Below are 14,225 nucleotides of genomic sequence, written 5' to 3'. Positions count from 1 at the left end.
GTCGTGAGCAATCGCATGTGGGGTGGGCGTTTCGCCACAGGTCCCGACGCCATCATGGAGGAGATCAATGCCTCCATCGATTTCGACAGGAAGCTCTGGCGCCAGGATATCCGCGGCTCGCTGGCGCATGCGGCCATGCTGGCCGAGACCGGCATCCTGACCAAGGACGACGTCGCGACGATCACCGCCGGCCTGAAGAAGGTCGAGGGCGAGATCGAGAGCGGCGCCTTCACGTTCTCGCGGGCGCTCGAAGACGTCCACATGAACGTCGAGTCCAACCTCAAGGACAAGATCGGCCTTGCCGCCGGCCGCCTGCACACCGCCCGCTCGCGCAACGACCAGGTCGCGACCGACATGCGGCTCTGGGTGCGCGATACGCTCGACGAGATCGACGGCCAGATGGCCGATCTCCAGCAGGCGCTGGCCGAGAAGGCCGATACCTATGCCGGCGCGGTGATGCCGGGCTTCACCCATCTGCAATCGGCACAGCCGGTCACCTTCGGCCACCATCTGCTCGCCTATGTCGAGATGCTCGGCCGCGACCGCAGCCGGGTGCGCGATGCGCGCGCCCGCCTCAACGAATGCCCGCTCGGCGCCGCCGCGCTCGCCGGCACCTCCTTCCCGATCGACCGGCACATGACGGCGAAGGCGCTCGGCTTCGACCGGCCGACGGCGAACTCGCTCGATTCGGTCTCGGACCGCGACTTCGTGCTGGAAACGCTCTCCACCGCCTCGATCTGCGCCATGCATCTGTCGCGCCTGGCCGAGGAGATCGTGCTCTGGGCGACGCCGCAATTCGGCTTCGTCAGGCTCTCCGACGCCTTCTCGACGGGGTCCTCGATCATGCCGCAGAAGCGCAATCCGGACGCGGCCGAGCTGGTGCGCGGCAAGGCGGGCCGCGTCTTCGGCGCGCTGCAGGCCATGCTGACCCTGATGAAGGGCCTGCCGCTCAGCTATTCCAAGGACATGCAGGAGGACAAGGAAGGCACGTTCGATGCCCTCCAGACGCTGTCGCTCTGCCTCGCGGCCATGACCGGCATGGTGCGCGACATGCAGCCCGATCTCAAGGTGATGAAGAAGGCGGCAGGTGCCGGCTATGCCACGGCGACCGATCTCGCCGACTGGCTAGTGCGCGTGCTGAAGATGCCGTTCCGCGATGCGCATCACGTCACCGGCCGGCTCGTCGGCATCGCCTCGGAGAAAAAGGTCGGGCTGGAGAAACTCTCGCTCGCCGAGATGCAGGCCGTCGAGCCTCAGATCACCGAGGCCGTCTTCGCCGTGCTCGGCGTCGACCAGTCGGTGAAGAGCCGCGTCAGCTATGGCGGTACGGCCCCGGCCAATGTCCGCAAGCAGGCCAGGCGCTGGCTGAAGCTGCTCGCGAAGCGCTGAAGCGCGCCGCAGCCCCGGCGTCATCCCGGGCTTGACCCGGGATCCATCGAAGGGCGTTGCGCTCTATGATGGATCCCGGATCTTCGCTTCGCTGCGTCCGGGATGACGGCTTTCCGTCACAAGCGCTCGCGCTCCGCCGCATCCTCCGCTAAGGTCCCGCCACGTTTCGCCCGAGGGTTCGTTTTCGTGCTTGATTCCCGCCTGAAACTCGGCCGCACCTTGCTGGTCGTCGGCCTGCTCGCCGTTGCGCTCGGCGCCTGCGGGCGCAAAGGGCCGTTGGAGCCGCCGCCGAATGTGACCGGCGCCATCGACCTGCCGGACGATCAGACCGGGGCGAAGGAGAACGATCCGAGCTCTCTCGGCTCGGCCTCCGTGCTGGCGAAGCCGGCCAAGACGAACAGGGCGATCACCATCCCGGACAAGCCCTTCGTCCTCGACCCGTTGATGTGATCTCGGCTCCCCCGCGGTCATCGCGGGCGACCGAAGGAAGATCCGGTATCCGGGCCTGAGCGCTGCCGAAGGTTCCGGTATGGATCCGGCTCCGCGCTTCCTCCGGCCGGGATGACGGCGTGAATTTCAGCAAGCCTTTCCAGGGTTAGTCCCATGCATCATTTCGCCTATCGCGACGGTTCGCTCCATGCCGAAGGCGTCGATCTCCAGCGCATCGCGGCCGAGGTCGGCACGCCGGTCTATGTCTATTCGAGCGCGACGATCGAACGGCACTACAAGCTGTTCGAGGCGGCGATGAAGACGACCGCGCCGGCCGGAAAGGCTCATGTCTTCTACGCCATGAAGGCGAACGGCAATCTCGGCGTGCTGAAGACGTTGGGCGCGCTCGGCGCCGGCATCGACACCGTCTCGGAAGGCGAGGTGCGCAAGGCGCTCGCTGCCGGCATTCCGCCCGAGAAGATCGTGTTCTCGGGCGTCGGCAAGAGCGAGCAGGAATTGCGCTTCGCGGTCGAGGCCGGGCTCTACCAGGTCAATATCGAGAGCGAGAGCGAGCTCGACCTGCTCTCCAAGGTCGCAAGCCAGCTCGGCAAGCGGCAGGAGGCGGTGTTCCGAGTCAATCCCGATATCGGCGCCGGCGGCCATGCCAAAATCACGACCGGCTCCTCGGAGAACAAGTTCGGCGTCTCCTTCGAGGAGGTCGGCCGGCTCTATGCCCGGGCGGCGAACATGCAGGGCGTGCGGATCATGGGCCTCGCCGTCCATATCGGCAGCCAGATCCGCGAGATCGACGCCTTCGAGGCCGCCTATACCAAGATGGTCGCGCTGGTCGGCGACCTGAAGGGCGAGGGCCATCGCGTCGACCGGCTCGATCTCGGCGGCGGGCTCGGCATTCCCTACGACATCCCCCGGACCTTCGATTACGGGCCGGGGCTGATCGATGCCTATGCCGCGATGGTGGCCAAGGTGACGAAAGGGCTCGATGTCGAGCTCGGCTTCGAGCCCGGCCGCCTCATCGTCGGCAATGCCGGCATCCTGCTGACGCGGGTGCTGCATCTCAATCCGCGCCCCACCAAGCAGTTCCTCGTCGTCGACGCGGCGATGAACGATCTCGTCCGGCCGGCGATGTACGAGGCCTATCACGAGATCTGGCCGGTGACGGAGCCCGAGATCGGCGGGCCGGAAGCGGCTTACGACGTGGTCGGGCCGATCTGCGAATCGGGCGACACCTTCACCACCGGGCGCAAGCTGCCGCAATTGCGCCAGAACGATCTCATCGCCTTCATGACGGCCGGCGCTTATGGCGCCTCGATGTCCTCGACCTATAACCAGCGCCTGCTGGTGGCCGAGGTCATGGTCAAGGGCGACCAATACGCCGTGACGCGCCCGCGCCAGAGCTATGAGGAGCTCATCGGGACGGACAAGCTGCCGGGCTGGTTCGCCTGATACCCGCCGTCAGGCTCGCCCTTGCGGCGAGCATCCACGTCTTCAACACCGCATTGCATCGATGAAGACGTGGATGGTCGGGACAAGCCCGACCATGACGGCAAAGCGTTTCCGCGAACGCGCCCTTTGGCATGACGGTGCGTGCGCCCGTTCACGAAACGTCGAGCGCGGTGCAAAGGCCCGCGCGAGGACTGGCAATGCCACATTCCCGTGCTAGCCTGCTTCAGTCAGACGAGTTCAGACAGGAATGGGGGCTGCCCGGAGCGATGGCATGAGCGAGGCAGAGCGCCGCAAGGCGCCCGACACGATCGACGGCATCCGGCTGCGGCTGCGCCGTCTCGCGCTGGCTTCGCGGGTCTCGCTAGGCTGGGAGCGGCTGTGGCCGCGGCTCTGGCTGCCGCTCGGCATCGTCCTGACCTTCCTCGCCGTGTCCTGGTTCGGCCTGTGGACGCATCTGCCCTGGTATGGGCGGATCATCGGCGTGCTCGCCTTCGCGGGTGCCTTCGCCGCCAGCCTCTGGCATGTCGCCCGCCTCATCCTGCCGACGCATCGCGATGCCCTGACGCGGCTCGACCGTTCCTTTGCCGAAGGGCATCGCCCGGCCTCGTCGCTGGAGGACAGCCTCGCGATCGGCTCGACCGATCCCGTCTCGCAGGCCCTGTGGAAGCTGCATGTCGAGCGCCAGAGCCGGCAGGTCGCGGCCCTGCGCGTCCAGCCGCCGCAGCCGCGCATGGCGGGCCATGACAGGCGGGCGCTGCGCGCGATCCCGCTGCTCGCTGCCATTACCGGCTTCTTCGTCGCCGGTCCCGAGATCACGCAGCGCCTCTCCGCCGCCTTCGACTGGAAGGGGCCGTCCGCCATCGCGGCCTCGACACGGATCGACGCCTGGATCGATCCGCCCGCCTATACGCGGCTGCCGCCGATCCTGATCGATTTCGCCAAACTGGCGAGCCCGCATCTGAGCGCGCCCGAGAAATCCGTCATCGTCGTGCGCATCGCCGGCAAGACGAACATGGATGTCGCCACGACCGGCCGGCTCGAACTGATCAAGCCGGAAGCCAAGGAGGGCGAGGCCAAGGACGGCCAGGCCAAGCCCGCCCAGCCGGTCGGGCCGCAGCAGGCGGTGCTTGAGAAGCGCTTCACGCTCGCCGGAAACGGCACGCTGAAGCTCACCGGCAGCGGCGCGCCCGGAACGACGCTCTCGATCACCTCCGTCGCCGACCAGCCGCCGACCATCGCTTTCGTCGATCCGCCGAAGCCCGTCACCGGCGCGCAGTCGGGCGGGCTCGCCATCACCTACAAGGCCAAGGACGATTACGGCATCGCCTCGATCGAGGTGAACGTCTCGCGTCCGGACGTGGCCAAGGGCGGGCGCTCGCTGGTCGAGCCGCCCAAGCAGAATCTCGCCGTGCCGTCCTCCGCCTCGGGCGAGGAGGAGAACAAGAGCACCGTCGATTTCTCGGCCCATCCCTGGGCCGGTGCCAAGGTCAGGATGGTGCTGATCGCCAAGGACGAGGCCGGGCAGGAGGGCCGCAGCGAACCGCTGGAGGTCGTGCTGCCGCAGCGCACCTTCACCAAGCCGCTCGCCAAGGCGCTGGTCGAGCAGCGCCGCAAGCTCGTCATGGATGTCGAGGACCGCTCCAAGGTGCAACTCGCCATGGACGCGCTGATGATCGAGCCCAGCCTGTTCATGCAGGAGACCGGCGTCTATCTCGGCATGCGGCTGCTGACCGAGCGCCTGCGCCGCTCTGGCAGCGATGACGAATTGCGCGAGGTTTCCGAGCTGATGTGGGCGATGGCGCTCCAGCTCGAGGACGGCGACATGTCCGATGCCGAGCGCGCGCTGCGGCAGGCGCAGGAGAACCTGCAGCAGGCATTGGAGCGCGGCGCCTCCGAGGAGGAGATCAAGAAGCTCACCGACGAGATGCGCCGGGCCATGGACAATTTCATGCGCCAGCTCGCCGAGCAGATGATGCGCCAGCAACAGCAGAACGGCGACCGCGACCAGGCGCGCCTGCCGGAGAATTTCCGCACGGTGACGCCGCGCGACCTGCAGAACATGCTCGACCGCATCGAGGAGCTGTCGAAGCGCGGCGACATGGCCGAGGCACAGCGCCTGATGGAAGAGCTCAACCGGATGCTCAACAATCTCCAGATGGCGCGTCCCGGTCAGCAGGACCCGCGCCAGCGCGAGATGAACCAGGCGCTCGGCGACCTCGACCGAATGACGCGCGACCAGCAGAACCTGCGCGACGAGACCTATCAGAACGAGCAGCGCCGCCAGCAGGGGCAGGGCCAGACCCAGCGCGGCCAGCGTCCCGGCCAGCAGCAGGCGCGGCCCGGCCAGCGCCAGCAGGGACAACAGGGGCAGCAAGGGCAGCGCGGCCAGCAGGGCCAGCGCGGCCAGCAGCCGGGGCAGCAGCCCGGCGAGCAGGGTGAGGACGGCGAAGGCGGCGAGGGCATGCAGGGCCAGAACGGCCAGGGTCAGGGCCAGGGCCTGTCGCAGCGCCAGCAGGCCCTGCGCGAGCGCTTGCAGGACCTTCAGCGGCGGATGCGCGGCATGGGCGCGCCGCAGAACGGCGAGCTCGACGAGGCCGAGGACGCGATGCGCGAGGCCGAAGGCCAGCTCGGCCAGGGACAGGGCGAGGGTGCGCTCGACGCGCAGGGACGTGCGCTGGAGGCGTTGCGCAAGGGCGGGCAGAACCTCGCCCAGCAGATGCAGCAGGGCCAGCCCGGCGAGGGCGAAGGCGAGGGGCAGGCCTATGGCGAGCCCGACGGACGCCAGCAGGGCCGGCCCTCGGCGCAGCAGCGCGGTAGCGAGGACCCACTGGGCCGGCCGCAGCGCCAGCGCGACTGGGCCGACGGCAGGGTCAAGGTGCCCGGCGCCGACGAAAGCGCGACGCAACGGGCGCGACGCATCCTGGAAGAGCTGCGCAAGCGGCTCGGCGATCCCCTGCGGCCGACGGAAGAACTGGATTACCTGGAGCGGCTGCTGCGGCGGAACTGAGCAGGGCTGTTAAACGCTCGTCATGCTCGGGCCTGACCCGAGCATCTCGGAAACGTGTGCCTTCTCGTCATGAGATTCTCGGGTCAAGCCCCAGAATGACGCGCCTTGTCTCCTAGGCCTTCCGCCCGCCGCCGCTCGCGACCAGCGCTCCCACCACGATCAGCGCGCAGGACGAGGCCAGCAGCCAGCTCGCGGCGGCATAGCCGAACAGCACGAGGACCAGCGTCGAGAGCACCGGTGCTGCATAGGAGGCGACGCCGAGCAGGGCGACGTCGCCCTGCTTCATGCCGATATCCCAGACGACGAAGGCGAGCCCGATCGAGCCGAGCCCAAGTCCCAGCACGCCGCCCCATTCGACGGGTGTCAGCGACCAGAGCGTGGTCTCGAAGGCGAAGTGACAGGCGAGCGCTGGGATGGCGCAGCCCAACATGGTCACGCAGAGGCTCTCCGAGGGCACATTGGCGAAGCGGCGCGAGGCCACCGAATAGCTCGCCCAGACGAAGGCGCCGAGCGCGGCCAGGACATGACCGAGCGCCAATCCGCCGCCGGATCCGAGGCCGCCGGACACGAGCAGGCCTGTCGCCACCAGTCCGATCAGCGCGCCGATCAGGTGGCGGGGCTTGAGGCCGCCGCCCGGCAGCAGCGCCGCGAAGAGCACGATCAGGAGCGGCCAGAGGTAGTGGATCAGGTTGGCTTCGGCCGCTGGCGCGGTCTTCACCGCGGCATAGTAGAGAGCGGTGTCGCCGAACGGGCCGTAGAGCCCGAGCGCAAAGGAGGCCGGCGTCGGGCGGATGCGCGAGAGCTGCCCGCGCAAGGCCGTGATCGCGAGGATCAGCAGGCCGCCGATGACGAAGGTCATCGCGACGAGCTGGAACGGCGGAACGCGCCCCGACATCGCCGTGAACAGCGCGAGCGTCGACCAGAGCAGGATGGCGCAGAAGCCGATGAGAGTCGCGGTGCGGGAGGTCATGAGCGGGCCGGGCGTGAAGACCGCGCGGCGATAGCAGGTTTCGCCGGGCTTGCCGATGGGTCGGCAGCGGTGCTGCACCGCAACCCAGCCTTGCAGCCATGGGCGCCATGCTCCCGGCCCCGTTGACCGCAAGCAAAAGCGGGCTCATTGCCTGTTTTATGACCACGATCCCGCTGCAATCCGTCGCTCGCCGCCCGCTGATGCCGGTTCTGGCGGCGCTCAGCCTCGCGCATCTGCTGAACGATCTCGTCCAGTCGATGATCCCGGCGCTCTATCCGCTGTTCAAGGAGAACTATCAGCTCGATTTCGTGCAGATCGGCCTGATTACGCTCGCCTTCCAGGTGACCTCGTCGCTGCTGCAGCCGATCCTCGGCTTCGTCACCGATCGCAAGCCCTGGCCCTATGCGATGGTCGCCGGCATGTGCGCGACGCTGGCGGGCCTGCTGATGCTCTCCTTCGCCCATAGCTACGTCATGGTCCTGCTTGCGGCGGGGCTGATCGGACTGGGTTCGGCGGTGTTCCATCCGGAAGCGACGCGGATGGCGCGCCATTCCGCGGCTGGCCGGCAGGGCCTGGCGCAGGGCGTGTTCCAGGTCGGCGGCCATATCGGCTATTCGGTCGGCCCGCTGCTGGCGGCGGCGGTGGTGATGCCGCGCGGGCAGGCGAGCCTGTCCTGGTTCTCCGGCGTGGTGCTGGTGGCGATGCTGGTGATGGGCTGGCTCGGGTCCCGCTATTCGGCGATGCGGCGCGAGCAGAAATCCTCCGCAGCCCATGTCGAGGAAAGCGCCAGCCACGGCCTGCCGCATGGGCGCGTGCTGCTGGCGATGGCCGTGCTGGTGATGCTGCTGATCTCGAAGAACGGCTACACGGCGGCTTTCACCTCCTATTACACCTTCTACCTGATCGAGCGCTTCGGCATCGAGATCCAGCTCTCGCAGATCATGCTGTTCCTCTATCTCGTCGTCGGAGCTATCGGCGTGATCGTCGGCGGCATGATCGGCGACAAGATCGGCCGCGACCGGGTGATCTGGCTCTCGATCCTGGGCTCGCTGCCCTTCGCGCTGATGCTGCCCCATGCCGACCTGTTCTGGACGGGCGTGCTCAGCATCGTGGTCTCCTTCATCATGTCGAGCGCCTTCTCGGCGATCCTGATCTACGCGATCGACCTCGTGCCGCACCGGGTCGGCCTCGTCGGCGGGCTGTTCTACGGCCTGTCCTTCGGGCTCGGCGGCGTGGCGGCGGCGGGCATCGGCCTGCTCGCCGACAAGATCGGCATCATCGAGGTGTTCAAGATCTGCGCCTGGCTGCCGGCTTTCGGCCTGCTGACCTTCCTGCTGCCGAAGGGCGGCCGGCAGGGGTGAGGGTTGCAAGGTCCCGCCGGAACCACGCGGGTCATCCCGGGCTTGACCCGGGATCCATGCCGGAGCGTATCCGGCACAGGTTCAGGCATGGATACCGGATCTCCGCTTCGCTCCGTCCGGGATGACTCGTGTTGTCGGACAAGGCGAAGCCTTCAAGGCCAATGCTGTCTCATCACTCAAACGAAAAGGCCCCGGAACCGGCCGTGAGGCGGTTCCGGGGTCTTTCTGTTTCAGCCGCCTGCGAGCATCAGGCGGTGCGGCCGATCAGGCCATGTACTGGCCGCCATTGGCGGATATCGTCGAGCCGGTGATGAAGCCGGCGTCGTCGCTGGCGAGGAACACCACGGCGCGGGCGATCTCCTCTGGCTCGCCGAGGCGCCCGACCGGGATATGCGGCAGGATCGACTTCTCGATCACGGCCGGGTCGATCGCCTTGACCATTTCGGTCGCGATATAGCCGGGGCAGATCGCGTTGACGGTGATGCCGGCGCGCGCGCCTTCCTGGGCCAGCGCCTTGACGAAGCCGATATCGCCGGCCTTGGCGGCGGAGTAGTTCACCTGGCCCATCTGGCCCTTCTGGCCGTTGATCGACGAGATGCAGATGACGCGGCCGAACTTGCGGGCGCGCATGCCCTCCCAGACCGGCCGGGTCATGTTGAACAGCGAGTTCAGGTTGGTGTTGATCACCGCGTCCCACTGTTCCTTCGTCATCTTGTGGAACATGCCGTCGCGGGTGATGCCGGCATTGTTGACGAGGATGTCGACGGGTCCGAGATCGGCCTCGACCTTGGCGATGCCGGCGACGCAGGACTCATAATCCGAGACGTCCCATTTATAGGTCTTGATGCCGGTCTCGGCGGTGAACCTGGCCGCAGCCTCGTCATTGCCGGCATAGCTCGCGGCGACGTTGTAGCCGGCCGCTTTCAGACCCTTCGAGATCGCCTCGCCGATGCCGCGCGAGCCCCCCGTAACCAATGCCACCTTCGCCATAGGCCATTCTCCCTTTCAGTGATCGTCTTCCGGCTTGCCGCCGTTATTGTTCAGATAATTTGAGAGTGGGCGCGTAATCCGCGTCCACGTCCTTGATGATGGCCTGGCCACAGATGACCCGGCCCTTGACCGCGTCGAAGGTCAGGGTCGGCTGGCCGTAGAGCGACCAGCCGAGGCTCAGCGCTTCCGAAACCCGATGACAGAAGGAGGCGTCATCGGGGCCGGTGAGATAGCGGTAGAGTGTCGTGCGCTTCGCCATGAGCGGGGCGCTTGTCTCAGCGCTCCACGGCCATGGCGACGCCCATGCCGCCGCCGATGCAGAGCGTGGCCAGGCCCTTCTTGGCGTCGCGCTTGGCCATCTCGTGCAGCAGCGTCACCAGCACGCGGGCGCCGGACGCGCCGATCGGATGGCCGATCGCGATCGCGCCGCCATTGACGTTGACGATGTCCGGGTTCCAGCCGAGGTCCTTGTTGACCGCCAGAGCCTGCGCCGCGAAGGCCTCGTTCGCCTCGACCAGATCGAGATCGCCGACCTTCCAGCCGGCCTTCTCAAGCGCCTTGCGGGTCGAGGGGATCGGGCCGGTGCCCATGATCGCGGGATCGACGCCGGCCGTCGCCCAGGAGGCGATGCGGGCGAGCGGGGTGAGGCCGCGGCGGGCCGCTTCCTTGGCGGTCATGATGACGAGCGCGGCGGCGCCGTCATTGAGGCCCGACGCATTGCCGGCGGTCACCGTGCCGTCCTTCGAGAAGGCGGGGCGGAGCTTGGCCATGGCCTCCAGCGTCGCGCCATGGCGCGGATACTCGTCGCTATCGACGACGATGTCGCCCTTGCGCGAGGAGATGGTGACCGGCGCGATCTCGTCCTTGAACCGGCCGGCTTTCTGGGCGGCCTCGGCCTTGTTCTGCGAGCCGACGGCGAAGCGGTCCTGCTCCTCGCGGCTGATCTGATACTTGGTCGCGACGTTCTCGGCCGTCGTGCCCATGTGGTAGCCGTGGAAGGCGTCCCAGAGGCCGTCCTTGATCATGGTGTCGACGAACTTGACGTCGCCCATCTTGGTGCCGGCGCGCATGTAGGCCGCGTGCGGGGCGAGCGACATCGATTCCATGCCGCCGGCGACGATGACGTTCGCGTCGCCGTTGGCGATCTGCTGCAGGCCGATCGCGACCGTGCGCAGGCCCGAGCCGCAGAGCTGGTTCAGGCCCCAGGCGGTCTTCTCCTGCGGGATGCCGGCGGCCATGGCGGCCTGGCGGGCCGGGTTCTGGCCCTGGCCGGCGGCGAGCACCTGGCCCATCACCAGCTCGTCGACCTCGGCGGCCTCGACCTTGGCCCGCTTCAGCGCTTCCTTGATCGCGACGGCGGCGAGATCATGGGCGGGAGTGTTGGCAAAAGCGCCGTTGAAGGCACCGACCGCCGTGCGGGCCGCGCCGACGATCACGATATCCGAATCTGCCATGAGAGGGTTCCTCGCTTTGTTGTTGCGGCCGCACCGCTCCCGCCGGCGCAACCGTTCCCCGCCACCTTCGAAGCCTGCCGCGACGGCGTCAAGACGGGCGGGCGCCGAAATCGTCCGGGGCGTCGCCGTCGGCGTGACGTAACGGAGGGTACATGCTTGTGGTTGCAGGACTTCGGCGATTTTTGCCGCATTCGCTCAAAGAGCTTGCGGTGCAGCACCGACAGGCTATCGTCGCGCCATATGGGAGACCGTTTCGCCGAGCATGCCGGAACCACCGGTGGCCGCGGATCAACGTCAAGCGGGATATGATGGCCAGCGACAAAGAACCGACCGTCATCAAGAAATACGCCAATCGGCGTCTCTATCATACGGGCACCAGTTCCTATGTAACCTTGGAGGATCTCGCCGGGCTCGTGCGCGGGGGCGAGGATTTCGTGGTCTACGACGCCAAGTCCGGCGAGGACATCACGCGCTCGGTGCTGGCACAGATCATCTTCGACGAGGAGGCCAAGGACGGGCAGAACCTGCTGCCGATCGCGTTCTTGCGCCAGCTCATCCGCTTCTACGGCGACAGCATGCAGGCGCTGGTGCCGCGCTACCTGGAGTTCTCGATGGAGAACCTCACGCAGGAGCAGAGCAAGTTCCGCGAGCAGATGACCAAGGCCTTCAGCGGCTCGGCCTTCGGCGGCAACGCGCTCGACGCCATCCAGGCGCAGACGCGGGCCAACATGCAGATCTTCCAGGAGGCCTTCCGGCTGTTCAACCCGTTCACCGCGGCGGCGCAGGCCAAGCAGGATGCGGCCGCCGGCGCGAAGCCCGCGGCGGAAGCCGCCAGCGGCGACATCGGCGATCTCAAGCGCGAGCTCAACGAGATGCGCGAGCGCCTGGACAAGCTGTCGCGCTCGCGCTGAAGTCAGCCTGACGATTTAGAGCCGCGCTCTCGGGGAACGAGGGCGCGGTTTTTTTTCAGTTCGTCGGCTGCGCGGTGGGGAACTTCCAGCGGCCACTCAGGATTTCGGCCTTGGGTCGATACAGCCGGACCATGTAGTTCCAGTCCTTCATGATCGGCAGGCAGTTCGGGACCTTCCCATCGCAGCCGCCGAACCGCACGGTGACCGAGCCATCGGGGTCCTTCGCGGCGGTGATGTTGTTCAGCGAATAGGCGTTGAGATCGTTCTTCTGGTAATAGCCCTCGCCGTTGTAGAGGCTCACCGACCAGAAGCCGTTGACCGGCACGTCCTTGACCTTGAGCACATAATTGGTCGCCCCATCGTTCTTGGGCGGCGTCACGTTTAGGTAGATGGCCTCCTTGTCGGGGTTGCCGCCCCAGGCAGAGGCGCTGCCGATGAGCCGGCGCACGGGATCGACCTCGGCCTTGGTCCCGAACATCCGGTTGGCATCCGGCAAGGTGGCGGCCAGCGCCAGCAACGCATCCCGGACCTTCTTCTGGCTCACCAGGTCCCAGGCGGGGGTCTCGAACTTGCCGACCGACTTCTGCTTGACCGTAATCCCGTCCTGGACCGCGTGGGCAGCCATCACGTCCTTGGGGTCGGCGGGGTTCACCAGCGTCCGGACCGCGGCCACGACGTAGCGGGTCCCGACGTTCTTCCGGGTCAGCGTGCGGGTACCGGCCCCGTATGTGACCTGAGGGGTATATTGATCCTCGTTGATGACCTGCATCGAGACGAACCGATTCCCGACTGGCGGGATCGCGATGGTCACGGGGCCGGCGTCCAAGTCGAAGACGGCAGCCGAATAGAGGGTGTCGCGGTTGAGCCTGACGACCGTCTGGTTGTCGATGGCGGCCGGCTCCCGACGATGGACGAACTTGCCCAGGCCGCCGTCCTTCACGATGTTGCCGGCGTACAGGTCCGTCTCGGCTCTGACGAAGTTGTCCGGGTTGACCGGGATCTTGGCAGCGGAGGGCGGCATCTGGGCCATGGCGACGCCAGAAGCGGCCCATGCCACCACCACGATCTGGAGTGCTAGCTTCGACATCGTGCATCTCCTGCGGTTTTGGGCGTCGGCTCAGAATGGGTGCTTAGTTGACCTTGGTGACCGCGGCGGGCTGCCACTCGCCGTGCTTGACGACATCCTTCGGGACATAGGTCCGGAAGGTCAGCGAGAACGGCTTGCCCTCGGGCGCCGGCAGCCAGTTCGGTTCGGGCACGCCCGCCGGCAGTTTCGAGCCGATGCCGATCTTCAGGGACCCGTCGGCCTCGAAGGTAAGCGCCGTGTTGCTGTTGAAGTTGAACCGGTTGAGCGGGTTCGGGACGACCCGGTAGTCGGGCAGCCCCACCAGGATGACCGACCAATAGCCATTGACCACCGACTGCGGCAGCTTGTCGGCCGGGAAGTGCATCACGTAGCCGTTGCTGCCGTTCAGGGGCTTCTCGTCGGCATCGCGCGTGGCAACCAGATAGATCACCTCGTCGGGGACGTTCGCCCAGATACCGGCGAAGTTGACCGACGTTCGGAGCCAAAAGTCCTTGCCGAAGTTGCCGGCCTGGCCCGCGCCGACCCAGTGGTTGCGGTAGGGCGCGCTCTTGGTCAGCGCGTATTCCTGGAATGCGGGGACGACCTTGCGCAACTGGGCGTCAACCGCAGCGCGCGCCTCGGGCGATGATGCCACATAGGCCGCGACGGCGCGGACCTTCTGCTGCATCTCTGCAGCTACCGGGGACACGTCCAGGGCACTGGCGAGCTTCGCATCGACGTCATCAAAGATCTCGGCGCCGATCAGCTCCTTGTTGTTGAAGATGGTGATCGGCGGTGGCTTCCTGATGGCGACCTTGGGCGGCGGCGTCAGCTTGAACGCGTGCTGGAGCTTGATGGCTCCGTCGCGGTCGCCCTTGAACTCGACCCGGCCGAGCATCTTGGCCTTACTGGAATGCAGCTCGATGCGAGCGGCGCCCGCAGGGATTTTCGCGGTCGAGCCCGGCTTCACCAGCGCGAACTTGCCGAAGGGTTTGGATGGGAAGGTGCGCTCGTTGATGTTGACGATGACCTCGCCCCATTCGTCGAGGATTTGCGCGGTGTAGTACCGCCCCTTCACCTCTGGCACCTCCAGTATCACCGGCGCCCGGTCTTCGACGGCGATCCAGGCCTCCAGATAGGCGACGTCGAAGTTCGGGTTGACGAAATCAGCCGAGCCCGGCGGG

At 66.9% G+C, this 14,225-nt stretch carries 12 protein-coding genes; 6 read left to right on the top strand and 6 right to left on the bottom strand.

The window, feature by feature from the left end; genetic code table 11:
* The first annotated feature begins 3 nt into the window (after window positions 1-3).
* The 4 genes from argH (at window position 4) to JHD80_RS04170 (ending at window position 6,289) form a co-directional block, all read left to right on the top strand.
* The gene (gene argH / locus JHD80_RS04185) at window positions 4-1,389 is read left to right on the top strand and encodes an argininosuccinate lyase (protein WP_199085123.1); all 1,386 of its coding nucleotides are present in this window, start codon (window positions 4-6) and stop codon (window positions 1,387-1,389) included.
* Between the two features lie 186 nt (window positions 1,390-1,575).
* The gene (gene lptM, locus JHD80_RS04180) at window positions 1,576-1,839 is read left to right on the top strand and encodes an LPS translocon maturation chaperone LptM (protein WP_199085122.1); all 264 of its coding nucleotides are present in this window, start codon (window positions 1,576-1,578) and stop codon (window positions 1,837-1,839) included.
* 153 nt (window positions 1,840-1,992) lie between these two features.
* Window positions 1,993-3,282 carry a diaminopimelate decarboxylase gene (gene lysA / locus JHD80_RS04175; RefSeq protein ID WP_199085121.1) on the top strand — a complete coding sequence of 430 codons (1,290 nt, stop codon included), beginning with the start codon at window positions 1,993-1,995 and terminating at the stop codon, window positions 3,280-3,282.
* A 271-nt stretch (window positions 3,283-3,553) separates the two neighbouring features.
* Window positions 3,554-6,289: a TIGR02302 family protein gene (locus tag JHD80_RS04170; protein WP_199085120.1), complete on the top strand. Its 2,736-nt coding sequence runs from the start codon at window positions 3,554-3,556 to the stop codon at window positions 6,287-6,289.
* Window positions 6,290-6,401: 112 nt separating this feature from the next.
* Here JHD80_RS04170 and yddG read toward each other — a convergent pair whose 3' ends face one another.
* Window positions 6,402-7,337, bottom strand: coding sequence for an aromatic amino acid exporter YddG (gene yddG, locus JHD80_RS04165; protein ID WP_349237205.1), 936 nt, complete (start codon window positions 7,335-7,337; stop codon window positions 6,402-6,404).
* An 80-nt stretch (window positions 7,338-7,417) separates the two neighbouring features.
* Here yddG and JHD80_RS04160 point away from each other — a divergent pair, with 80 nt between their 5' ends.
* Entirely contained in the window at window positions 7,418-8,620 is a 1,203-nt protein-coding gene (locus JHD80_RS04160; protein ID WP_199085119.1) for an MFS transporter, read from the top strand.
* Between the two features lie 264 nt (window positions 8,621-8,884).
* Here JHD80_RS04160 and phbB read toward each other — a convergent pair whose 3' ends face one another.
* The 3 genes from phbB to JHD80_RS04145 are packed head-to-tail and all read right to left on the bottom strand — an operon-like array spanning window position 8,885 to window position 11,064.
* A complete protein-coding gene (phbB, locus tag JHD80_RS04155; RefSeq protein WP_199085118.1) occupies window positions 8,885-9,610 on the bottom strand; it encodes an acetoacetyl-CoA reductase in 726 nt (241 codons plus the stop codon).
* A 43-nt stretch (window positions 9,611-9,653) separates the two neighbouring features.
* Window positions 9,654-9,869, bottom strand: coding sequence for a DUF1737 domain-containing protein (locus JHD80_RS04150; RefSeq protein WP_199085117.1), 216 nt, complete (start codon window positions 9,867-9,869; stop codon window positions 9,654-9,656).
* Window positions 9,870-9,885: 16 nt separating this feature from the next.
* Window positions 9,886-11,064, bottom strand: a complete 1,179-nt coding sequence (locus JHD80_RS04145; protein ID WP_199085116.1) for an acetyl-CoA C-acetyltransferase — start codon at window positions 11,062-11,064, stop codon at window positions 9,886-9,888.
* Window positions 11,065-11,372: 308 nt separating this feature from the next.
* On the opposite strand from JHD80_RS04145, the gene phaR reads away from it, so the two are divergent.
* A complete protein-coding gene (gene phaR, locus JHD80_RS04140) occupies window positions 11,373-11,975 on the top strand; it encodes a polyhydroxyalkanoate synthesis repressor PhaR (RefSeq protein ID WP_199085115.1) in 603 nt (200 codons plus the stop codon).
* 55 nt (window positions 11,976-12,030) lie between these two features.
* Here phaR and JHD80_RS04135 read toward each other — a convergent pair whose 3' ends face one another.
* Window positions 12,031-13,005, bottom strand: coding sequence for a DUF1254 domain-containing protein (locus JHD80_RS04135; RefSeq protein WP_248311390.1), 975 nt, complete (start codon window positions 13,003-13,005; stop codon window positions 12,031-12,033).
* Window positions 13,006-13,105: 100 nt separating this feature from the next.
* On the bottom strand, window positions 13,106-14,225 hold a 1,120-nt coding region (locus JHD80_RS04130), incomplete at its 5' end, for a DUF1214 domain-containing protein (protein WP_199085113.1).

The sequence above is a fragment of the Allobosea sp. ASV33 genome, from assembly GCF_016428755.1.
Classification (GTDB): Bacteria; Pseudomonadota; Alphaproteobacteria; order Rhizobiales; family Beijerinckiaceae; genus Allobosea.
The sequence above is the reverse complement of the archived record's forward strand: the minus strand, read 5'-3'. Positions and strand labels throughout refer to the sequence as shown.